19 protein-coding genes, 1 other RNA gene and 1 pseudogene are annotated in these 23,451 nt (G+C 37.6%); 12 read left to right on the forward strand and 9 right to left on the reverse strand.

Annotated features, from left to right (window positions below):
• Window positions 1-74 precede the first annotated feature (74 nt).
• From recR to LNM86_RS01385, 7 genes are all read right to left on the reverse strand, one after another.
• Window positions 75-680 carry a recombination mediator RecR gene (gene recR, locus LNM86_RS01355; RefSeq protein ID WP_241438123.1) on the reverse strand — a complete coding sequence of 202 codons (606 nt, stop codon included), beginning with the start codon at window positions 678-680 and terminating at the stop codon, window positions 75-77.
• A gap of 36 nt (window positions 681-716) precedes the next feature.
• Window positions 717-1,040, reverse strand: coding sequence for a YbaB/EbfC family nucleoid-associated protein (locus tag LNM86_RS01360; RefSeq protein WP_241438124.1), 324 nt, complete (start codon window positions 1,038-1,040; stop codon window positions 717-719).
• 14 nt (window positions 1,041-1,054) lie between these two features.
• Entirely contained in the window at window positions 1,055-2,977 is a 1,923-nt protein-coding gene (locus tag LNM86_RS01365; RefSeq protein WP_241439044.1) for a DNA polymerase III subunit gamma/tau, read from the reverse strand.
• A 227-nt stretch (window positions 2,978-3,204) separates the two neighbouring features.
• Window positions 3,205-3,301: signal recognition particle sRNA small type (gene ffs / locus LNM86_RS01370), an RNA gene on the reverse strand.
• Window positions 3,302-4,076: 775 nt separating this feature from the next.
• Complete coding sequence (locus LNM86_RS01375) at window positions 4,077-4,484, reverse strand: hypothetical protein (protein WP_241438125.1); 408 nt, start codon at window positions 4,482-4,484, stop codon at window positions 4,077-4,079.
• 681 nt (window positions 4,485-5,165) lie between these two features.
• Window positions 5,166-6,029, reverse strand: a complete 864-nt coding sequence (locus tag LNM86_RS01380; RefSeq protein WP_241438126.1) for a prephenate dehydratase — start codon at window positions 6,027-6,029, stop codon at window positions 5,166-5,168.
• The gene (locus tag LNM86_RS01385) at window positions 6,026-6,757 is read right to left on the reverse strand and encodes a 3-deoxy-manno-octulosonate cytidylyltransferase (RefSeq protein WP_241438127.1); all 732 of its coding nucleotides are present in this window, start codon (window positions 6,755-6,757) and stop codon (window positions 6,026-6,028) included. Before LNM86_RS01385 ends, LNM86_RS01380 begins: the two co-directional genes overlap by 4 nt.
• Before the next feature lie 104 nt (window positions 6,758-6,861).
• Between LNM86_RS01385 and LNM86_RS01390 the strand changes: the two genes are divergently transcribed.
• Window positions 6,862-7,443, forward strand: coding sequence for a c-type cytochrome (locus LNM86_RS01390; RefSeq protein WP_241438128.1), 582 nt, complete (start codon window positions 6,862-6,864; stop codon window positions 7,441-7,443).
• 840 nt (window positions 7,444-8,283) lie between these two features.
• Here LNM86_RS01390 and LNM86_RS01395 read toward each other — a convergent pair.
• A pseudogene (locus LNM86_RS01395) lies at window positions 8,284-8,533 on the reverse strand (Arm DNA-binding domain-containing protein); the annotation flags it as partial.
• A 654-nt stretch (window positions 8,534-9,187) separates the two neighbouring features.
• Between LNM86_RS01395 and LNM86_RS01400 the strand changes: the two are divergent.
• The gene (locus LNM86_RS01400) at window positions 9,188-9,562 is read left to right on the forward strand and encodes a ThiF family adenylyltransferase (protein ID WP_241438870.1); all 375 of its coding nucleotides are present in this window, start codon (window positions 9,188-9,190) and stop codon (window positions 9,560-9,562) included.
• Window positions 9,563-9,791: 229 nt separating this feature from the next.
• On the forward strand, window positions 9,792-11,027 hold the full coding sequence (locus LNM86_RS01405) for an MFS transporter (RefSeq protein WP_241438871.1): 1,236 nt from the start codon (window positions 9,792-9,794) through the stop codon (window positions 11,025-11,027).
• A gap of 1,340 nt (window positions 11,028-12,367) precedes the next feature.
• Here LNM86_RS01405 and LNM86_RS01410 read toward each other — a convergent pair.
• Complete coding sequence (locus tag LNM86_RS01410; protein ID WP_241438129.1) at window positions 12,368-13,156, reverse strand: molybdopterin-synthase adenylyltransferase MoeB; 789 nt, start codon at window positions 13,154-13,156, stop codon at window positions 12,368-12,370.
• Window positions 13,157-13,243: 87 nt separating this feature from the next.
• On the opposite strand from LNM86_RS01410, the gene gshB reads away from it, so the two are divergent.
• The 9 genes from gshB (at window position 13,244) to mutM (ending at window position 23,412) form a co-directional block, all read left to right on the forward strand.
• Window positions 13,244-14,182 carry a glutathione synthase gene (gene gshB, locus LNM86_RS01415; protein ID WP_241438130.1) on the forward strand — a complete coding sequence of 313 codons (939 nt, stop codon included), beginning with the start codon at window positions 13,244-13,246 and terminating at the stop codon, window positions 14,180-14,182.
• 145 nt (window positions 14,183-14,327) lie between these two features.
• Window positions 14,328-15,371 carry a substrate-binding domain-containing protein gene (locus LNM86_RS01420; protein WP_241438131.1) on the forward strand — a complete coding sequence of 348 codons (1,044 nt, stop codon included), beginning with the start codon at window positions 14,328-14,330 and terminating at the stop codon, window positions 15,369-15,371.
• 62 nt (window positions 15,372-15,433) lie between these two features.
• Window positions 15,434-16,894, forward strand: coding sequence for a phosphate ABC transporter permease subunit PstC (pstC, locus tag LNM86_RS01425; RefSeq protein ID WP_241438132.1), 1,461 nt, complete (start codon window positions 15,434-15,436; stop codon window positions 16,892-16,894).
• Window positions 16,891-18,183 carry a phosphate ABC transporter permease PstA gene (gene pstA / locus LNM86_RS01430; protein WP_241438133.1) on the forward strand — a complete coding sequence of 431 codons (1,293 nt, stop codon included), beginning with the start codon at window positions 16,891-16,893 and terminating at the stop codon, window positions 18,181-18,183. The genes pstC and pstA overlap by 4 nt, the downstream gene beginning before the upstream one ends.
• Before the next feature lie 59 nt (window positions 18,184-18,242).
• Window positions 18,243-19,001: a phosphate ABC transporter ATP-binding protein PstB gene (pstB, locus tag LNM86_RS01435; RefSeq protein ID WP_241438134.1), complete on the forward strand. Its 759-nt coding sequence runs from the start codon at window positions 18,243-18,245 to the stop codon at window positions 18,999-19,001.
• Between the two features lie 21 nt (window positions 19,002-19,022).
• Window positions 19,023-19,745: a phosphate signaling complex protein PhoU gene (gene phoU, locus LNM86_RS01440; protein WP_241438135.1), complete on the forward strand. Its 723-nt coding sequence runs from the start codon at window positions 19,023-19,025 to the stop codon at window positions 19,743-19,745.
• Between the two features lie 606 nt (window positions 19,746-20,351).
• Complete coding sequence (locus LNM86_RS01445) at window positions 20,352-21,203, forward strand: cell wall hydrolase (protein WP_241438136.1); 852 nt, start codon at window positions 20,352-20,354, stop codon at window positions 21,201-21,203.
• A gap of 31 nt (window positions 21,204-21,234) precedes the next feature.
• Complete coding sequence (locus tag LNM86_RS01450; RefSeq protein WP_241438137.1) at window positions 21,235-22,482, forward strand: aminopeptidase; 1,248 nt, start codon at window positions 21,235-21,237, stop codon at window positions 22,480-22,482.
• A gap of 54 nt (window positions 22,483-22,536) precedes the next feature.
• Entirely contained in the window at window positions 22,537-23,412 is an 876-nt protein-coding gene (gene mutM, locus LNM86_RS01455) for a bifunctional DNA-formamidopyrimidine glycosylase/DNA-(apurinic or apyrimidinic site) lyase (protein ID WP_241438138.1), read from the forward strand.
• Window positions 23,413-23,451: the final 39 nt, after the last annotated feature.

The raw sequence follows: 23,451 nt of genomic DNA on the forward strand, positions 1-23,451 counted from the left end.
AAATTTTCCCCCAAAGGGATGATAGTATCAAATAAGAGCAATGATAGCAAAAAAAGAGCGAAGAGAAAAAAGTTTTAAAGATTTGTTCTCGCTTGTAAGGCTGCTGCTAAAGTCCCATCATCCAGATAATCTAATTCACCTCCTACAGGCACTCCATGGGCAAGCCTAGTCACTTTAATTGAAAAGTTGGAAAGCTGATCGGTGATGTAGTGGGCTGTTGTTTGTCCTTCAACAGTGGCATTAACAGCTAAAATAATTTCTGTAATTGCGCTTTTTACAACACGTTGTACTAAGGGAGCAATGTTAAGTTCATCTGGACCTATTCCATCTAAGGGAGAGAGCCGTCCACCTAAGACATGATAACGAGCTGCTAAAGTTTTTGCGCGCTCGAGAGCCCACAGATCTGCAATATCCTCAACAACAATAATTGTTGTATCATCGCGGCGGGGATCTGTGCAAATGGAACAGGGGTCCGTTGTATCAACATTTCCACAAACAGAACAAATGCCGACGGTATCTACAGCTGCTTGTATTGCTGCTCCTAAAGGCTCCAATAAGGATTCCTTTTTTTTAATTAGATGAAGTGCCGCACGGCGTGCCGAACGTGGACCAAGACCTGGTATTCGTGCTAAAAGTTGAATGAGACGTTCAATTTCAGGTCCGGCAATGTATTTAGACATATCTCTACTCCACGGGATTTGATAAAATCCGCTACATTAGAGTGGAAGTTTAAAACCTGTTGGGAGCGGTAGCCCTGCTGTTATGCTTTTGGTTTTTTCTTCTATAGCGATTTCAATTTTTGCTTTCGCTTCATGATGTGCTGCTACAATGAGATCTTCAAGAATTTCAGCTTCCTCAGGTTTAAGTAATGAAGGATCAATTTGCAACGCTATTATGGCGTTGTTACCATTTACAATGACGTTTACAAGACCACCGCCTGCAGAGCCAACGGCTTGCATATTTGCCATTTCCTCTCGCATTTTTTGCATTTGTTCTTGCATTTCTTTGGCTTTTTTCATCATGTCCATCATTTTACGCATAGGAGTGAGTATCCTTATTCATCATTGATATCATTTTCATTTTTAACGGTATTGGAGAGTAAATCAAGATCGTTTTCTTGTTTATTCAGACGGATATCGACAATTTTTGCTTCTGGGAAATAGTCGAGTATTTTTGCAATGTCAGGATCTGCTTGTGCATTGGAAAAAAGAGTTTTTTGGAGAGCCAAACTCTCTTCTTGTAGGGTTGGACCCCCTCCTTCATTAACAAAAGTTATCGTCCAACGTTTTTTTGTCCATTGGAAAAGTGTTTTTTCGATATCACGAGCAAGTGAAAGGGGAGCATTTTCAGCAAGTCTTAAGGTAATATGTCCTAGTTTAAAAGAAACAGGGTGAACAAATTCTTTAATAAGAAGTTTGAAAGGAACATCATTATGCTGTTCAGCTAATGTAACAATATCGTGCAAAGAATTGATGACTATGGATTGCGTTTCAGCCATCTCTTCTACTTCGTGCGTTGAGGAATGCGATAAATCTGCAATATCTTGAGAAAGTTCAACAGATGGAGAAGTTTCAAAAGCTTTTGTTTTTTCAAGGGTGTTTGTATTTTCAAGATCTGGAGTTTTGAATGAATCTTTTTGTTGTAAAGAGTGGTCTAATGGGGTGCCTAACGGTGTTTTTATAGCGGATTGATTTTGTGATGTATTTGCAATATCTGGAGCAGAAGAGGCGTAAACAGCTGTTTCTTTTGTCAAATTATTTACATTTGAGGCTTCTTGATGCGAAGTATTTGAAACAATTGTGCGGGGTGTTTGTTCTTGGGTAAGTTTTTTCAAAGCTTCATCAAGCGTTGGGAGATCAGCAGTATGCGCAAGACGAATAAGGAGCATTTCGGCAGCTTGCAGGGGATGCGCGGTTTGACTCACTTCTTGTAGACCTTTGAGCAACATTTGCCAACTTCGAGATAAAACAGGAATGGAAAGTTTTTTTGAAAATTCTAGGCTTCTTAAACGTTCGTCTTCAGCAAGTGAGAGATTTTTAGCTATCTCTGGAGTAAAACGGAGACGTGTAACCAGATGATTAAAATCGGCCAATTCTGTCAATATAGTAAGAGGATCAGCGCCTGCATCATATTGGCTGCGTAATTCATGCAATGCTTCTACAACCTTGCCCTTCATAATAAATTCAAACAGATCAATAATACGTGCTTGATCGGCTAATCCTAACATTGCGCGCACTGCAATAGCACTAACGTTGCCATGACTATGCGCAATTGCTTGATCAAAAATGGACAGTGCATCACGTACAGAACCTTCAGCAGCACGAGCAATCATAGAGAGTGCTTGCTCTTCCACTTCTACGTTTTCATACTTTGCAATTTGGCGCAAATGCGCAACCAAGACGGTTGATTCAATACGCCGAAGGTCAAAACGCTGGCAACGTGACAGGATTGTAATAGGAACTTTGCGAATTTCTGTTGTTGCAAAAATAAATTTTACATGCGCTGGTGGTTCTTCAAGTGTTTTCAACAAGCCGTTAAATGCTTGCGTTGAGAGCATATGCACTTCATCAATAATATAGACTTTATAGCGTGCAGAAACAGGACGGTAACGTATTTGTTCAATAATTTCGCGAATATCGTCAATACCTGTATGCGAAGCCGCATCCATTTCTATAACATCTATATGACGTCCTTCAATGATTTGCGTGCAATGTTCACCAAGTGTATTCAATACAGTTGTTGGTTGATGAATATCTTTTGTTTTATAATTGAGCGCACGTGCCAAAATACGCGCTGTTGTGGTTTTCCCCACTCCGCGAATTCCTGTGAGCATCCACGCTTGTGCAATGCGCCCTGTTTCAAAGGCATTTGTGAGGGTACGCACCATAGCCTCTTGACCAATGAGGTCAGAGAAATTCTGAGGTCGATATTTGCGAGCAAGAACACGATAGGTCGTTTCTACCGGCGTATTTTCCATCAATGATTCCAATTTTGAAGCTCTTTATGCGTATATTTTGATAACACAAAACGACAGATGACTATGGTACTTTAATATAAAAGGATTTTTTCTCAATCAAATTATTTTTTGAAGAAATAGGGTTATTTTTAAAAGACAACCCACTCCCTCTATTTTTCACATCACACCATCACTTTGAAAAATAAAGACACTTCATGATTGATAAAAGTGTAATTTACAAAACAAACAAAGGAGGCTGGTACATGACCCGTACCAAAACTCGTTGGGGCTGCTTCTTTCCAGACCTGACCCAGTTGGCGAGCAGTCCGTCCACTACCAACCTCCCAATCTCATATTGTCGATTTAAAATGAAAAATCAAGCTAAGAAACAAAAAATATGACAAGAGCGATAAAGAAATTTTCTTTTGAGTTAAATTTATACCATAAGCAATCAATAGAAAAAAAAATCATTAACTTTCATTGAGAGCGCGCATCATATATTATTGCGTATGAACAAAAGTTTTTATTTTTAAGATTAAGGAGATGTTCATTAACGAAGACCTGTTGTAGAATTTTTGGGCAGGAATATGCATTTTGGGGGGAGAAATATTTTAAAATGATGAGAAGTTTTCAGCAATCAAAAAGAGGGATTTAACATACAGGTTGTTTAATAAGCTGAAATGAGAAAATTGGGGAAAAATATTGTTACCAAAGAGCACATCCACTGTTACATCACTTTCAATAACAGATGATTTTTAACAGTCCAAAAACACGCCCCCTTGACTTAAATGTTCGCTCTATAGCGATCAAGACCTGAGAACTGAAAAGTAAAACCGAGTTTTTGATGCGATTCAACTGTCAAGCAGTATCAAGCGGATAGAATATTTTTATGAAAAATTGCTTTGATGTTCTGAAATGCAACTATACAAAATTCAATTGGTTGCAAGAGTTACTTAATATTTAGTTTTCCGCAATTTAGTTTGAATAGTTTGATTTTGTTAAACAAAACACAAATGTTGCTTTAAAAAACAGGCATTGATAACTTACTCTACCCGATTTAAAAAGCTCATTTCAACAATTGCAGAAAACTATCCAAATTTAAATGTTCTTGGAAAAATTATCAATCGTAATCCCCTGTATCACAATTGGTTCCAATAATTCTTTTCTTAGTAATATTTTTAAAAACATAATTCCCTGATGGAGGGAAGCTTACAGTGAGAGATTTTACACCTTTAAGCCTAAAGATTTGATGTTTTTTATTATGCGTTATTTTCTTCTCATCATCAGCAACAATTTTTAATTTTTCTAAGTCAGAAGGAGAAGAGTAAGATAAAGTAAAAGACGCTCTCTTGGGCTTAAATATTTTACAAGAGTATTCAACACCATGATGCATTTTATCGGGCGTACCAATCTTAGCACTTTCACCAGGCGCAAAATCCCATTCTTTCTCACCAAATCCAGCAAATGCAACACTGGAGTAAACAAGAATATTGGCAGCTAATAATCCTTGACTGAAAATTTTTTTCATTTTTTTCCCTTTTGTTTTAAAATATGATTAAAGATAAATCAGTTTTTGTAAATAGAAAAGACCAAAGCTAAAGCAAAAAACGGGGCGTAATTGTACTTTGTAGTTTTATAAATTTGAGCATTTTTTGAGTCAGAGACAATAAAAAGCGGTTTGATATATTCTGAGAGAAATTTAAATTATTTTATGAGCTTATTTAGAAGGTTTATAGTTATTCTTTTAAAATAAAATCAAATGAAGATTATATCTTTTCTCCAAAGGGCCTCTTTTGTATGAGAGAAATGAGGGCCAAAGGAAATTGTGAATTGTTGCTTATGTTGTTTTTTGTCCATGCTTAGATTGTATTTTGTATTGTCCACAAAAAATAGACAATCAATTGTCCTTTAATAACGATAAAGCCATTGAGCACCACCATCTTTACGCTCATGAAGGTGCAAGCTGGTACTATCTTACTATTTACCGGCTCCCAATGTTGCGACAGCCCTTGTATTAAGACGATTCATAAGAGGCATTTTTATTCCTTTCTAAACGTTTTTTTACCCACACGTTAATCCCACTTGTGACGTGCAAGGGGATGATTTTAATTGATTTAAGAATAAGCAGGTTTGAAATGAGAGAATCTTAGAATATTTGGGTCTCTCATTCAACATGAAAAACAGTAAATTATCATTATAAATCAATATATTATATATGTGCCATTCGATCATTTTTAGCAGGATAAATACCGATAATGCGCAATTCAGCAGAGAAGAAAGCGAGCTCTTCTAGAGCGAGTTTCATCATAGGCTCTTCAGGATGCCCCTCAATATCAACGAAGAATTGTGTTGCATTGAAATTCCCACCAATTTGGTAGCTTTCTAATTTTGTCATATTAATACCATTTGTGGCAAATCCTCCCAGAGTTTTATAAAGGGCAGCTGGTACATTGCGCACGCGAAAAAGAAGACTTGTGATGATTTTTTCGCCATTTTGGGGTTTTGGTACGTGTTTTTGAAAACGCGAAAGAATGACAAAACGGGTAATATTATGAGGACTATCTTCAACATTTTTTTCAAGAATATCAAGTCCGTAAAGTTCTGCTGCGATCAGAGGCGCTAAGGCTGCTTGTGAACGTTTTGCATCGTTTTTAATCAATTTTGCGGCCCCAGCTGTATCGGCGGAGGTAACAGGTATCCAGCCATGATTGCGTATGATTTTACGGCATTGTGCAAGGGCATGTGTATGGCTATGTACGGTTTTAATTTCTTCAAGCGTAACACCGGGTAAAACCATGAGTTGGAAATGAATAGGCAAAAAATATTCACCAATAATATAAAGGGATGACTGCGGTAAAAGGTGATGAATATCCGCAACGCGTCCAGCAAGAGTATTTTCAATAGGAATCATAGCAAGATCAGCTTGTCCACTTTCTACGAAGTTGAGGGCATCTTCAAAAGTAGTACAGGGTACAGCATCCATCTTGGGAAACAGTTTGGAGCAAGCAATATGAGAATTTGCACCATATTCTCCTTGAAAAGAGATTTTGTTGGTTTTTTTCAGTGTTTTCATGCTAAAATCTTACGAACTCTTTCAAGATCATGTTGTGTATCAACGCTTAAGGGAATGGTGTCAACTATTTCTACATCAATACGCATATTATGTTCTAATGCGCGTAATTGTTCAAGTTTTTCACGTTGCTCGAGGGGAGAGGGTTTAAGCGCCACGAATTGTTCAAGTGCTTTGCGGCGGTAGGCGTAGATTCCAATATGATGAAAAAGGGGTCCTTCTCCATAAGGCGCTGTTGCACGGGTAAAATAAAGAGCACGAAGGCGATTTTGAGAAAGCGGTGTCCCAATAATTTTGACGACATTGGGATCACTCTCTTCATCTTTTTCAATGATTTTGGCACCCAAAGTTGCGATATCAGTGAGACTGTTTTCTAGAGGGCGTAAAGTACTGATGATTTCGTGAGGTGTGATTGTCGGCAGATCACCTTGTAGATTCAAAATTGTATCGTAGCGTTGTTCAGGATCAATATGTGTTAAAGCTTCATAAATACGATCAGATCCCGATTTGTGATCACAAGATGTCATAATACATTCATGTCCATAAGTTGTTACAGCTTTAGCGATATCATTATGATCTGTTGCAACGAGAGTCCGCCCTATTGCAGCTTTTTTTGCTTGTTCAACGACATGAACAATCATTGGTTTTCCAGCAATCTCAGCGAGAGCTTTTTGAGGTAGGCGGGTTGAGCCTATGCGGGCAGGAATAAGAATGATAGGTTCAAGTGCCATTGTAATGTTCCAAATACCGTGTGTAATGCATTTATAATATTGTATGTTATAAGGAAAAAGCTTAAACTAAAAGGGGTAATGAAAAGATAAACGTTTAAGTTTTTATGAATCGCTCGACAGTTCTTTATTTTGTTTGTGCTTGTCTCTTTGTGCTGATTATATTGGTAGGAATTTCCACGCTCAGTGATATCATCTATGACAATTCTTCATCGGTTCAACATCCTCATACAGTTACCAAGAATGACGTATCAAAAGAGGAGCAGCAGGTATCTGAGAGCTCTTTATCACTAAGAGATCGTCTTCAACAAGGCAATCTTGAAAATGGGCGTAAAATTTTTCACCAATGTGCTATATGCCATACCTCTGGACGCAATGAATCTGGTCGTGTTGGTCCAGTGCTTTGGGATATAGTGAACCGTCCTTTGGCCGCGGCGCCAAGCTTTGCTTATTCACGAGTATTGCGTGCAAACTCTCATCAAAAATGGGATTTTGTAACTTTAGATCGTTATATACAATCACCCCGTAAAGCGTTTCCGGGAACCATTATGTCTTTCCGTGGAATAAAAAATGATCAAGATCGTGCTGATCTTTTGCTTTATTTACGCAGTTTGTCTGATCATCCTGTCCCTTTGCCAATGGATAATAAAGAAAGCGAAAGAGATCAGACTAAAGATAAACTATTTTAGAAAGAGATGTGGTTGTTTTTTAGACTTGCATTTATAATGGCAGTTCCAATGTATTTTTTAGTCTACGCATCAATCTATTTTCGTGTACAGCAGGATTCACCACATAGCATAAAATATGTAGATATTTGAGTTTAATGCGTTTGTTGATCATTGGCACACGGTGGTTTTCTGTTATTAAAGAGCTTTCCATTAAAACTTTAAAATTTACGCAGTAAATTATGCCAAGAAAAGCGCCATAATTTCTTATAAAGAATTGTTTATAAGCATTTTTTCTTATCAAGAGTAAAAGTATATTACCAAGATTTATTCGATAAAGTGATGGAGGGAATGCGTTGAATTCGATACTCATTTAAAACTCTGTGATAAAAGTTTGGTTGGCATTCTCTTTCGATGATTGTAATGTAATAAAATATACTTACAAGTGATTGGACCACAATAATTCAAGCAAGGTTGGAAAATACAAGTATCAAGCAAAGTTTCATTGAGAGTTTCGTTTAAAAATAAAATTACTCTCATTTCTATCAAAGAAAGTGAATAAAGAGTTGTGTGATGTGTCATTTGTATTTTGTTGAAGTTAGCCGATTAAAGATCATAGAAAATAAAGCTCGACAAAAACAAGCTTTATTTATCGTTTGCGAATGCAAAAGAGAGTTCTAATATGTAAGGGGTGTTTTTTTATTTTCTAAGAAGCTCTAGACAATATTTTATAAGAATATTCATACTAGGTCATATAAAGCGGATTGACAATAATAAGATGTTGATACAGGCTTAATTTCTGTTACATGAGTGATGAATTAATGGAGATATGGAAGTTAGGGAAGCATTACGTATCATATAGGTTTTAATGGGGTCACGACCCTCACGTAAAACAGAACGCCATTGGGGTGCCAATTCACGGGCTTGTTTTAAAGAAACGTCTCTTAAAGCACCCAAGCCCATTTCACGCTGCCGCCCGTGGATGGTATAACGTAAAAGCCATTGCCCCCCCCCATCTTTACGCTTATGAAGGTGCGAGCCGGCACCGTCATACTATTTGCCAGCCCCCACTGTTGCAACAGCCCTTGGTATTAGGACGATTCATAAGAGGCATTTTTACTCCTTTCTTCTCTATTTTTTATCCACACGATAATCCCACTTGTGATGTGCAAAGAGATGGTTTTGATTGATTCAACATAAGCAGGTTTGAAATAAGGGAATCTTATAATATTCGAGCCCCTTATTCAACATGCAAAATAGCAAATTATCATTATAAATCAACGTATTATATAATTGATGAAAAGGGTTTTTTCTCTAGAATGGCTTTTGAGGGAGATGTTTATTTAATTGAATACATGAGGGACAATAGAACGGCAATATATTTAAAAAATACACCCGTGTTCTTATCCGTAAAGAGAACATATTTTCGGTGCTAGATCAAAGCAGTTTGTTATTAATGAGATGAAAGACGGGGGAAATTTTGTATCTCTTGCTGCATAATGGATTGAAAAAAGACGATAGAAGAAGCTTATAATTCACTATCATCAATCATGTTAAGAGAAGCTTTTAACCGCGCGTTTAACTTTCTTTTTTCCAACCATTTCCTTATGTTAGTAGAAACATCGGACAATATCTTCAATAATCGCTATTCGAGAAATCATTTTCATTATCAAAGTTACGGTATGGATCCAGAGTCCGTTCAACGTATACTTTTACAAAAGTAGTAGTCATCTTAGGACGTGGAGGAATTGGTCATCATGTATCAGCAATACTTGCATCCTCTGGTGTGGAAAAATTAATTCTTGTCGACAATGATGTCATCAAGATAACCAATTTGACCGGACAAATTCTTTTTACTAAACAAGATGTTGGTTTTCCTAAAACAACAGTTCTTCGGCGTGAGTTGATACAAAGAAACAGTCAAAGTGAGGTTAGTGAATTACAAATGTTGATCACTGTGAAAGAAGATATTATCAAGTTTCCTAAAGCCGATTTGTGGCTCATTTCATCTGATGAACCTGATCATTTGGTCCCATGGATAAACAAACAAGCTTATAGAGATTCCGGCACTGTTAATGACATTGCTGTGTTTGGGCTTTTTTATATACCTAGAAAACCGGTTACTATGTATACAGTCCATTGATAGGAAATCTCCCCGAAAAACGCGAAAGTTTAATCTATGACACTTGTGCTGCTATTAATAATAATTTTAAAGTTGCGACGTTTTCTCCTGTGGATGCTCTTAAATTTTTGGGTGGTTATGGTGAGCTCCTGTCCATTGATCGCCGTGGTGGGATATGGAGCAGCAAACTTTTCACACAAAAGCGTTGCCTAAAAAAGAATCCTCATTGCAAAGTTTGTGGAACAAACTAATGAACAGACCCAGAATACTTGCTGTAACCTATGGATCTTACCATGCGATACGAATGCTTATTGGCGTTTATCACGCCATTTTTCTAATGTCTATGGGGGTTACTCTGTCTCAATTGGCCCTGCTGCAAATTGCCTTTTCAATAACTGTTTTGCTTTTTGATTTTCCTTGTGCTGTTTTAGCGGACAGATATCGACGTAAATATTCCGTTACTGCTGGAGTTTTTATGACGGGAGTGTTTTATCTTCTCTGTCTTCAAGCCCCCAATATAACAGTGCTTATGATTGCACAAATTCTCTATGCAGCGGGAATTTGCTTCATTACCAGTGCCGTTGATGGTTGGATTTACCATTCTCTAGACCATAAACAAGACCGCTTTTCGTATTATGCACATCTCTCTCACCAGATAAACTCTTTTGGTAGCATTATCAGTGGTATGATAGGAATTGCAACAATCTATTATTCTGGGCAATATTTTATGGGATATATTATCTCAAGTTTAATGATGGGAATAATTTTCTGTATATTTCTTATTGTTCCTGAAAAAAAGGCATTTGTGGGGAACGGAACAAAAACAAAGACGATTTTGCAAAATGCTAAGGAAACGCTCTGGATATTTCAAAACACTGTAGGAGGAGCGTGGTTTATTTTGTTGATGTGCCTGTTTAGCGCTGGCATTCAGGTTATTTATCACTTCTGGCAACCGATAATGCTTTCAGGTAGAAAAATCGACCATCTCAATAATTCGCAGTTATTGGTACTCATGTTCTGCCATATTGGCGCCTTTTCTGCTCAATATTTTTCCAATGCACTAATGTCTAAATATCATGTACTCGATAAAAAATATAAAAACTCTATAAAGTATTTCTCATTCTTTTCTGCTCTGATGTGTATGGCGCTTTATTTTTTTGTCCATAGCAGTCAAATTGCTGCGTCAGTTATTGCATTTTCGTTAATTCATGGCTTTATTTGCACTGTACCGATAGGAGCAAAGAGTTTGTTTTTTTCAGAGCTTAACCAACAACAAACGCGACATATTTCTGGCATTGTCGGAGCGACATCTTTTAGCGGAAGAATATTTTCAATAGCAGCATTAAGCGTTATTTCATTTCTTCCTGCAACAATTCCACCGTCTTATTACCTTGTATTACCAACTTTAACTTTTTTCATATGTGGCTTGGTCATCATCAAGTGGATGACGTTCTCTGGTAAATCTATTTTGCAAAAAACGATATAAAATACAGTTGAAAAAGTGATTATTTCTGAAGTCTGATAAATCAGAAAAACGATTATAGTGCATGATACGAATGGAAAATTGATAAGCTGTTACCAAAAATTTTTCTATGTCATAAATTATGAAGCACATTGAAAGCATACAGTGTCTTACATTACTAAATCTGGTTTGTTCCATCAAACACAGTTTTAAAATTTTTTGAAAAACGGCAACTTTTTTTATTTAAGAATGTAAAGAAAAGAATTTTTTCAAAAGAAGTGAGGATAGTAAAAAAGAGGAGATTATTGGTTTATTGAAATTTTACATACGATTGGTGGTTCTTTTTTCCGCTATATTATCCATATGTTTCTTCTTGTTGACAAAAGTAGAAAATGACTCTCGCTTGCGCAATAAGTCTCAAGCAATACTTTATCATATATGATGAACCAACATCTTCTCTTGATAGAAGTATACGGAGATAAATTGTTAATCTTTTGCATAAAATATAACAAATAATAAATTGATTTATAATGATAATTTATCATTACGTATGTTAAATTATTCCCTGAATATTGTAAGATTTTCTTATCTTAAATCCTCTCATTTTGAATCAAATAAAATTATTTGTTTGCACGTCACAAGCAGGGATGTTGTGTGGATAAAAACTCTAAAAAAGTCAAAATGCCTCTCATGAAAGTCTTAATGAAAGAGCTATCGCAACACTGGGGGCTGGTAAATAGAATGATAGTGCAGGTTTGCTTCTTCACAAGTAGAAAGAGGATGGGACTCAAAGGTTTTTACGCTATACCCTCTAGGAGCATCGTCGTGAAGTGGGCTTAGGTTTCTTAGAAAGGTCTCTTTAAAAAGCCTGTGAAATTGGCAACGCAATAGTGTTTTGTTTCATATGAGGGCCGTCCCCCCATTGAAGAACGTAACAAACAAAAGTGTGAAGAGGTACACAATCTCCATTATATAAAATGTTTTAGATGCTTTTGAGAGCCGTAGAGTTGCATTAAAAAATGGTAAAGGTGGAAATTGATTTTCATTGACAACTTCATATTCTCCCTAAATGAGGTTATTGATTTGCTTTAGATATTATGCAAACCGATATACGCAATGTGCTAGCCCCCATTTACATGAAAAAGCTGCAACAATGGATCTGCCTGATGTAAAATTTTTTTAAGCTGGCACTCTATAGCGCAATGGAGAACTCATTGCGAATGAATGTCATTTTGTTTATAAGTCATGATTTGAAGATTCTTAAAGTCTTGATACATGAAGTGATTGTTAAGTACGATAAAGGGACAGTTAAATATGGCTCTGCTAATATCTGCTAATAATTGTATTTTTTGTCCCCAAACTCTTTACAGGCAAACCTTGGTATTTTGCACATTTGTACTGGAGTCTGATCGTTTATAGGTCAAGACATTAAATTGTGCTAAGAGCCCATTATAGAGGAGCATTTTCCCTACTAATGGTTCACCAATATTTGTGATAAGTTTAATGGCTTCCATGGCTTGGAGTGTTCCGATGACCCCTGGTATAATACCGATAATTCCGTTTTCAGCACATGTTGGGAGAGTTCCTAGAGCTGGTGGATTGGGGAAGAGATCTCGATAGTGAGGATTATTGTCTTTATACGGCATGAGCACCGTTACTGAACCATTGAAACGTTCTACAGCACCACTGATTAAAGGTTTTTCACATTGGGCAGCATGATCAGCAAGCAGGTAGCGTGTGGTAAAATTATCACTGCCGTCAATGATGATGTCGTAGGTGTTTAACAGTTTATCCACATTACTTTTATCTAAGCGTAGATTGTGTTTTTCGACCACAACATGAGGATTTATTTCTTTTAAAGTGGTTTTTGCACTCTCAGTTTTTTTTTGGTTAATCATGTTTGTTTTGTGTATCACTTGGCGTTGTAAATTGGAAAGCGAAACGATATCGTCATCGATAATACCGAGTGTACCAACGCCTGCAGCAGCCAAATAGATGAGAACAGGAGCACCAAGTCCTCCCGCTCCCACAACAAGAATGCGTGCAGCTTTTAGTTTTTGCTGCCCCGCACCACCAATTTCAGGCATAATGATGTGACGTGCATAGCGTTCGATTTCCTCATGGCTTAATTTTGTATCCGCTTCTTGTATCATGTGCTTTCTCTTGTCATAGTTCTTTTATTGTTTACTAAGTTTATAGCACATAGACTAGTCTAGTTTTTGTATAGGGAGGTTTTATTTATGAAAATTGCCATTCAGATGGATCATATTTCAACGATTCGGATTCAAGGAGATACAACATTTGCACTTGCTTTAGCAGCACAAGAACGTGGGCATTTACTTTTTCATTATACACCAGACCATTTATCGATGCGCGATGGTTGTATAATTGCACAATTAGAACCATTGACGGTCCATGATGAGGAAGGAAATCATTATGAATTAGGGGAATCTGTACGTACAGAGTTAATGGATATGGACGTAGTCCTTTTACGTCAAGATCCGCCCTTCGATCTCAATTATATTACCACGACGCATTTGTTAGAACGCATTCATCCTAAGACACTTGTGGTAAATGATCCAGCATGGGTGCGCAATAGTCCAGAAAAAATTTTTGTTACTGAATTTCCTGATTTGATGCCAGAAACATTAATTACAAAAGATATTGAAGAAATAAGCGATTTTAGAGCGACATTTGGTGATATCATTCTGAAACCACTTTATGGCAATGGAGGAGCGGGTATTTTCCATTTAAAAAAGGATGATCGCAATTTAGCTTCACTTTTGGAAATGTTTGCACAAATTTATCGTGAACCTTTTATTGTTCAGCGTTATTTAGATGCAGTGCGAAAAGGAGATAAACGGATTATTTTGCTTGATGGTGCTCCTGTTGGGGCGATTAATCGTGTCCCAGTAGAAACAGATTCACGCTCTAATATGCATGTTGGAGGACGTGCGGAAAAGATTGATTTTACAAAACGTGATTATGAAATTTGTGAACGCATTGGTCCAGCTTTAAAGGAACGTGGTCTTCTTCTTGTAGGGATTGATGTGATTGGAGATTATATAACAGAAATTAATGTGACGTCTCCTACGGGTATTCGTGAAATCAAACGCTTTGGTGGTGCAGATGTTGCCCATCTTTTTTGGGATGTTGTGGAATCCAAACGTTCAAATTAAATTTATTTGAAGAGAGAATATTATTTTTTTAGAAAAATTATGAATGTTCCTTTTTTATATTTGTTATAATGCAAATGTGAATTACAATTGAGATATTATATAATATGGTCAAAAGATTTTAATTTCTCTTCTAAGGAGTGTATAGATGAGCAAAGTGTTATCAGTTGGGATGGGACTGATTTTGGCAATTATATTGACGAATGTTAGTAATGCGCGTGATCAAATACAGATAGCGGGTTCATCTACAGTTTTACCTTATCAAAAGATTGTTGCTGAGATATTTGGAGAAACGTATCCTCATTTTAAAGTCCCAGTTATTGAATCGGGTGGAACAGGGGCTGGTATTAAAGAATTTTGCCGTGGTATTGGAGAGAATACAATCGATATTGTTAATGCTTCACGGCCGATGAAGCCAAGCGAATTGCAATCTTGTTTTGATGCAGGAGTAAAAGATGTAGAGGAAATACGTATTGGATATGATGGTATTGTCTTTGCAACAGATATCAATGGTCCTGATTGGAAATTGCAGGCAGTGGATGTGTATAAGGCACTTGCTGCTCAGGTTATGGTAGACGGAAAATTACAGCCAAATAAGATTTCGCAGTGGAATGCAGTCAACAGTGCTCTTCCTGCGTGGACGATAGCAGTTTACATTCCTGGAGAAAAGCATGGAACACGTGAAGTTTTTGAAGAAAAATTGCTTTCTGTAGGCTGTAAAGAAAGTGGAGCAGTTGATGCGATGAAATCTTTGGGAATGGATGATAAAGCAATTCACGCTGCTTGTGTTGCTGTACGTAAGGATGGAAAGGCTATTGATATTGATGGTGATTATTCTGAAACCTTTGCGCGTTTGACTTCTAATAGAACAGCAGTTGGGGTTTTTGGGTTGTCTTATTATGAAAATAATGCTGATAAGTTAAAGGTTGCCCATATTAATGGTTTTGCGCCAACCGTTGAAACAATTATAAGTGGCGAATATCCAGTTTCACGTCCACTTTTTTTCTACGTTAAGAAAGCACATCTAGATATTGTTTCAGGTTTGCGGGAATATATTGACTTTTTTCTTTCTGATCAAATGATTGGTCCAGATAGCCCTTTGGCTGAATATGGTTTGATTGTTGCTTCTGAAAAGGAGCGCCAAGCGCAGCGTTCTGCTTTTTCTGCTGGTAGAGTCATGCGTTTGAAATAATTTGCTAAATTTGCAGTATAGAAGTTTTCTATGGTGTTTTTTTGTAAAAATTGAAAGACAATATGCACATTTCCGTTATTCTTTTTCTTCTATTTTTTCTTGGATTTGTTGGCTTTTGTATTTCTTATATGCGAGCGCGTTCTCTTGAATACGCACAATACAAGATGCATTCTCGTGCGTATTATCATGCGTGGTGGACATTTTTAATGACCGTGATTCCACCTCTTATTTTCTTAATTTTTTGGGATGGTGGGAGTGCAATTTATTTAGAGTATAGTCTCTCTCGAGAAGTTGAGGCGTATAGTTCCCATATAACGGGGCTTGTGAATCATGATCTTATTTTAGAGACTATTCGAAATCTAATTAAAATGGTTCATCACTTTGATGGCGATCTTGCTACGGCTTCGTATGAAGAAGTGCGGACACAATTATTTGCCAAAGGGTTTGTTTTACCTCATGGGGCATCAGAAGATCTGTTAAGAAGAGCACAGTCATGGGTTTCTTCTTCTGAAAAGTTACAGTTCATTGGCTATGGTTTTCTTTTTGTTATTGCGTTCTTTGGCTTTATCTTTGGAATAATACAAATTGCTCCACGTCAGCGTGCGCGTAATAAGGTTGAATGTTTGATTGTTGTCGGGTTGGTTTGCGCATCTATAGTTGCGGTCTTAACAACAGCAGCCATAGCGCTTTCCATGTTTTTTCAAACGATTAGTTTTTTTCAATCTGTCCCCTTGTCCAATTTCTTTTTTGGAACGGTTTGGGATCCGCGTTTTTCAGCGAGTGGTTCGAGCAATACAGTAGGGCAATTTGGTCTCATACCACTCCTTGCTGGTACGCTTTATATCGCGCTTGTGGCAATGCTTTTTGCTGTTCCTATAGGGTTATTTTCGGCTCTTTATATGGCTGAATATGCTTCTACTCGATTACGATCAATAGTAAAGCCATTGTTAGAAGTGCTTGCTGGTATTCCAACCATTGTTTATGGTTTTTTTGCTTTGAAGGTGGTAGGGCCTTTTTTACGAGATCTCTCTATTTCTCTTTCTGGTGGTGTTGGTTTTATTATGGCCCAAAGTGTTTTAACAGCTGGAGTTGTGATGGGAATTATGTTGATACCTTTTGTCTCCTCTTTGTCGGATGATGTTATAACAGCTGTTCCACGCATTTTACGCGAAGGATCTTATGGTTTAGGAGCAACGCAATCTGAGACGATTAAGAAAGTGGTTATACCAGCGGCGCTTCCAGGAATTATGGGAGCAATTTTGTTGACAGCATCACGTGCAATTGGCGAGACAATGATTGTGGTTCTAGCAGCAGGTGTTGCCGCGAACTTAACACTTAATCCATTTGAAGCAATGACCACGATGACTGTTAAGATTGTGAATCAATTAACAGGTGATTTTGAGTTTAATTCTCCACAAACTCTTGTTGCTTTTGCATTAGGGATGACACTCTTTATTATGACTCTTTTGATGAATATTCTTGCTCTTTACATTGTGCGTAAATATCGGGAACAATATGAATGAATGAAGATTTTCTTGTTTCTCGTCGCAATATTGGCCTCAAACGCCGATATTGGGCTGAGCGTCGTTTTCGAGCATATGGTTTGATTGCTATTTTTATTGGTCTCTTTTTTTTATTTGCACTTTTGTGGTCTATCATTAGTCAAGGCTATACAGCTTTTTTTCAAAGTGAAATGACATTATCGATTTATTTGGATGAGCAGGTCATTGATCCCAATGGTCAGCGTGAGACAAATTCACAAGTCCTTATCACTGCCAATTATCCTCTGCTCGTACGGAATGCTTTGGTAAAAAAGCTTGATATAGATCAAAATGATCGCAACGCATTGCGAGATGTTAATCGTATGTTTTCAAATGGTGTCCGTGTTCAACTCCGTGAAATGGTGACAAAAAATCCAAAACTGATTGGAACAACACAAAAAATCAAAGTTTTAGCGGCAGCAGATATCGATTCTGCTTATAAAGGACAGATTGACTTGCATGTAGCGGAAAAAAACCGCAAAGTTTCTAATCGCCAAGTAGAATGGATAAAATGTTTAGCGCATGATGGCACGCTTTATAAAACATTTAATTTTGGTTTTTTTACATTTGGGGCTTCAAGCCGCGCTGAAACTGCGGGATTAGGAGTTGCGATCATTGGTTCTCTGTACATGATGGCTATAGTTTTAGTGATTTCTCTTCCAATAGGGATAGCAACAGCTCTTTATTTGGAAGAATATGCACGTAAAACTAAATTTACGGATTTGATTGAAGTTAATATTAATAATCTTGCTGCTGTTCCTTCGATTGTTTTTGGTCTTTTAGGACTTGCTGTTTTTGTTAATTTTTTTGGCTTACCACGTTCAGCTTCTTTTGTCGGTGGGCTTATCTTGGCTCTTATGACTCTCCCCACCATTATTATTGCAACACGTTCTGCTTTGCGGGCGGTTCCTCTTTCTATTCGCGCGGCAGCTTTAGGACTGGGGGCATCAAAAACACAAATGGTTTTTCATCATGTTGTCCCTCTAGCCGCCCCTGGTATTTTGACAGGCACGATTATTGGTGTCGCTCAAGCTCTTGGTGAAACAGCTCCATTGCTTTTGATTGGCATGGTTGCGTTTGTTGTAAATATTCCTGCGACTCCGATGGATCCAGCGACAGCTTTGCCTGTTCAAATTTTTATGTGGGCAGGTGAAGCAGAACGTGCTTTTGTTGAAAAAACCTCGGGTGCTATTATTGTATTAATGATTTTTCTTGCAATCATGAATATTTCTGCTGTTTTTTTACGTCGACGATTTGAGCGGCGCAGATAACTCTAATAAAGCAGTCACTTCGATAGAGTTTATGTTTTAAAGTAAGGTGAGTTTTTGTAATGAAAATTAAAATGCGTGGTCAGGATGTAAAAGTTTTTTATGGGGAGAAAGCCGCACTTCATGGTATTACTCTTGATATTCCAGAACATCAGGTTACAGCTTTGATAGGCCCTTCAGGTTGCGGCAAGTCGACTTTTTTGCGCTGTTTTAATCGTATGAATGATACGATTGAAGGTGCGAAAATAACGGGTCTTATTACCTTAGATGGAAAAAATATTTATGACCAGAGGATTGATGTTGTAGAATTGCGTGCTCGTGTTGGTATGGTTTTTCAAAAGCCTAGTCCTTTTCCAAAATCTATATTTGAGAATGTTGCCTATGGACCACGCATTCATGGTCTGGTCAAATCGCGTGCCGAATTGCATGATGTTGTTGAAAGAAGTTTGCGGCAGGCAGGGTTATTTGAAGAAGTAAAAGATCGTCTTCATGAGGCAGGAACAAGTTTATCAGGAGGACAACAACAGCGTTTATGTATTGCGCGTGCCATTGCAGTGAGTCCTGAAGTTATTTTGATGGATGAGCCCTGTTCAGCGCTAGATCCAATTGCCACGGCACGTATTGAAGAACTTATCGATGCGTTACGAAAAAATTATACCATTGTTATTGTAACACATTCTATGCAACAGGCGGCACGTGTTTCTCAATATACGGCCATGTTTCATTTGGGGCATTTGGTAGAAGTTGGTGCAACTGAAATGATTTTTACCTCACCAAAAGAACAACGTACACAAGATTATATCACGGGGCGTTTTGGATAGGTAAATTGAGGAGTATAAGATATGTCTAAGAACCATACGGTCCGTTCTTATGATGCAGAACTAAAATATTTGAAAGCAAGGATTACAGCAATGGGGAGCCATGCAGAACGAATGATTGAACGTTCTGTTGCATCAATTGTCTGTAGTGATCTTCAACTTGCGACGGAAGTTATTGCGGATGATTTGTTTTTAGATGAAGCAGAACGTGACATTGATGAAAAAGCGATTACCATTATTTGCAAACGTCAACCAATGGCGGTTGATCTACGTGAGATCATTGGCGCCATTCGTATTTCTGCTGATCTTGAGCGGATTGGGGATATGGCCAAAAATATTGCTAAGCGAACGGTAGCACTTTCAGAAACACGTCAATCGGCGGCTTTTTATCATGGGCTTGAAACAATTACAGCTTTAGCCCTCAATCAGTTAAAGGAAGTATTGAGCGCTTACACGAGTCGTTTATTGGAACGTGTTGATGCGGTACGTGAGCGTGATGGTAAAATTGATGCTTTATATACCTCTCTTTTTCGTGAGCTTTTAACGTATATGATGGAAGATGCGCGCAATATTACGGTTTGTACGCATTTACTTTTTTGTTTAAAAAATATTGAACGGATTGGTGATCATGTTACCAATATTGCGGAAATGCTGCATTATATCATAACAGGTTACCATATGTCTTCTGATCGTCCTCGCGATGATCTTACCTATAAAGTTGGAGTTGGGGAGAAAAAAAGAGATTAAACTTTCTCTTAGTTATTAAAATAAGCTTTTTTTATGAAAGATAAAAACCATTGAGGTACTTGCTGACGACTTTCCTACAGTATAGATGTAGGTAAAGTATGCAAAGTGTATTATAGGTAAACGCAAGAAAAAGTGTAGAAATTTACAAGCAATATTGTGGGTTTTGCAGTTCTCTTTTGGTATATTTTATTCAGAGAAATATTATCATCCGTTTAGTTTGGAACGGAGGAAAAACTTCTTTCTAATGATTTTCTTAAATTTATATTGAAGAGGATATGCGTATTTGTTTTTTAAATGCAGACAGTTTTAGGTTCATAACTTTTGTGTATATAAAATTATTGAGAATTTTTTAGAGAAATAATATTTTATCGCCCTTAAAACATGAGGGTTAATATTGCATGGCTATTTTCACAATAATAACAATATCGATTGATTAACAATTTTTTATTTTTTACTTAGCATAAATAGCTCTGAATGACTCCTTGTATTAAAATTTTACTAAGTTGTAACAATTAACGGTATACTTTCTTTGAAGATACCTATACAACAGAGACAATCTATTCAAATTTTGAATGCTTTAAAGACGTAAAAATTGTGTTATATAAAATGAAGAAAAATTATTGGACTGTTTTTTTTACCTGTTTTCTAGCGCCATTTATTATTGTGGGATGTGCGACGAATCATTTTTGTGCTGGTAAAGTGAATGAAAATGAGAAGACGAAGACAGTAATGTATCCATTGACAGAGCGTCAATGCCTTATGCGTGCAATGTATTTTGAATCAAATCGTACAAGCTTTGAAGGGATGATTGCTGTTGGAACAGTTGTTATGAACCGTGTTAATTCAAGTGCTTATCCAAAAACGATTTGTGGTGTTGTTGGTCAATATAAACAATTTGCTCCTGGTGTTTTAACGCGCCCTATGAAAGAATCTGCCTCTGTTGCTCTTGCTAAAAAAGCAGCTGATGCTGTTTTACGCGGCGAACGCGATAAAAAACTTAAAAACGCTAAGTTTTTTCATACAGCAGGTTTATCCTTCCCTTATAAAAACATGCATTATGTTCGTGTTGCGGGGGGTAATGCTTTTTATGAAAAGCGTTCACGTAACGGATTGTTACAGGTTCCTTCTAACGATCGTCCTTATGATGTTGCTTATGCTTTTGCCCAAGAACGTTCTGGCAATATACCGAGTATCATGCATGCAAACTTAGCAAGTAAAGAAATACAAGCAGAGGAAGAACACAATGTGTCTTCTTCGATAGAGGTCGCTCAGGTGAATAAAGTGCGTGCGACGTCTTTTGTCACAGTACAACTTAATAAAGTTCCTATTCCCACAGATGCACCGCATCGTGTAGGGCAGGAAGGAGAAAGCAAATCAATAGTAGCTTATACTATGCCCTCATCAGATCAGTTAAATGCAATTGTTACAATGTTAGAAAAACGGTACATAAACAGATAGTTTTTTCACAGCCAAAGTAAGGATATTGGTAATGGAGTTTGATATGCATGAGGCGATTTCGCCTGAAAAACTGAATCGTCTTGCAGAAGTTACAGTAAAAGTTGGGTTGAATTTACAAGAGGGGCAAGATCTTATTTTGACAGCTCCTGTTTCAGCATTACCACTTGTTCGGCGTATTGCATATCATGCTTATAAGGTTGGTGCTGGTGTGATTACACCACTTTTTAGTGATGATATATTATCGCTTACACGTTTTGAAAATGCACATACTGCTAGTTTTGATTGTGCACCTTCTTGGCTATATGAGGGAATGGCAAAGGGTTTTGGAAATGGAGCTGCGCGTTTGGCTATTGTTGGTGATAATCCTTTGCTGCTTTCCAATCAAGATTTTGATAAGATTGCCCGTTTAAACAAGGCTACGTCAATAGCTTATCAGCCTGCTCTCAAAAAAATATCGAATTTTGCCATGAACTGGTCAATTGTTGCTTATCCAACAGCAGGATGGGCTGAGGCGATATTTCCTTCTTTACCACTTAATGAGGCGATTAAGAAATTAGCGGATGCAATTTTTGCTGCTTCACGTGTTACAGAAGAGGATTCTGTGCATGCGTGGGTTACGCATAATGCAACTTTGAAGAAACGTTCATCTTGGCTCAATGAGCAGCGTTTTTCTGCTTTACATTTTACAGGGCCAGGGACGGATTTAAGAGTTGGTTTGGCAGATGATCATGAATGGCATGGTGGTGCATCTGCTGCGCAAAATGGTGTTGTTTGTAACCCTAATATTCCAACAGAAGAAGTCTTTACCACTCCTCATGCACGTAAGGTTGAGGGTTTTGTTCGTTCGACAAAGCCCCTTTCTTATCAAGGAGCGCTTATTGATAATATTGAAGTACGGTTTGAAGCAGGGCGTATTGTTGATGCACGTGCTTCAGCAGGCCAAGAGGTTTTGCAAAATATTTTACAAAGTGATGAGGGAGCGAGTCGATTAGGAGAAGTTGCTCTTGTTCCACATTCTTCACCAATTTCTAAGAGCGACCTTCTTTTTTACAATACATTATTTGATGAAAATGCAGCCTGTCATATTGCTTTAGGTCAATGTTATTCCAAATGCTTTTTAGATGGAGCCTCATTGACGGCGGAGGAGATTGCAGCGCGTGGTGGTAATAAAAGTATGATTCATATTGACTGGATGATTGGATCTGGTGAAATCGATATAGATGGCATTGCGCAGAATGGCACAAAAGTTCCTGTATTTCGTAAAGGTGAGTGGGCTTAATATTATTGTTTTCAATGGTACTTTGTTAGAAAATATATAACTTTAAAAAGAGTAATGCCCGAGCTTCCTGAAGTAGAAACCGTTCGTCGTGGGTTGGAGCCCGTTGTAACGGGTGCGAAGATTATCTCTGTCACACTTCACCGAAAGGATTTACGGTTTCCTTTCCCTGAGGCGTTTTCTAAACAGCTTATGGGAAGGACAATTCTGGAACTTGGTAGACGTGCAAAATATTTGTTGTTTCATCTTTCGCACAATGAAACGATTTTAAGTCATTTAGGCATGTCAGGATCATGGCGTATAGAGGATGATCTTTTAGGAACAACATCTTCTGTTCCAAGCAAATTTGTTAAACATGACCACTTTGTCATGGATATTCAGGCAAAAGAAGGTAAAGTTTATCATCTTGTCTATAATGATCCGCGTCGTTTTGGGTTTATGCTTTTAGTTGAGACGGGCAGGCTTTATGCGCATCCGCTTTTAAAGAAGTTAGGGCTCGAGCCGATGAGCAATGCGTTTTCTGGTCGTTATTTACAAAAGGTTTTTGTTAATAAAAAAACATCCCTTAAAGGCGTTTTGCTTGATCAGTCTATTGTTGCGGGTCTTGGAAATATTTATGTTTGCGAAGCGCTATGGCGTAGTCGTTTATCTCCACAACGTGGTGCATTTACATTAGCGTTGAAAACTGTTCGTGCACGCGAATTGGCAGATTCTTTAGCACAGAATATACGCGCTGTGATTTCTGAAGCCATTTTGTCTGGTGGCTCTTCTTTACGTGATTATGTACAAGTAGATGGTTCTCTTGGTTATTTTCAACATGCTTTTTCGGTTTATGGACGCGAAGGAAAAGCATGTTTGCGATGTGCAACGCCTATTATACGCATTTTGCAGCTGGGACGTTCAAGTTTTTACTGTTCACAGTGTCAAAAATGACAGAGGTCTCTTGCAAAATTCTACGAGAGGCTTAAAGTC

Origin of the sequence: Bartonella machadoae, from assembly GCF_022559585.1 — a bacterium.
Classification (GTDB): domain Bacteria; phylum Pseudomonadota; class Alphaproteobacteria; order Rhizobiales; family Rhizobiaceae; genus Bartonella; species Bartonella machadoae.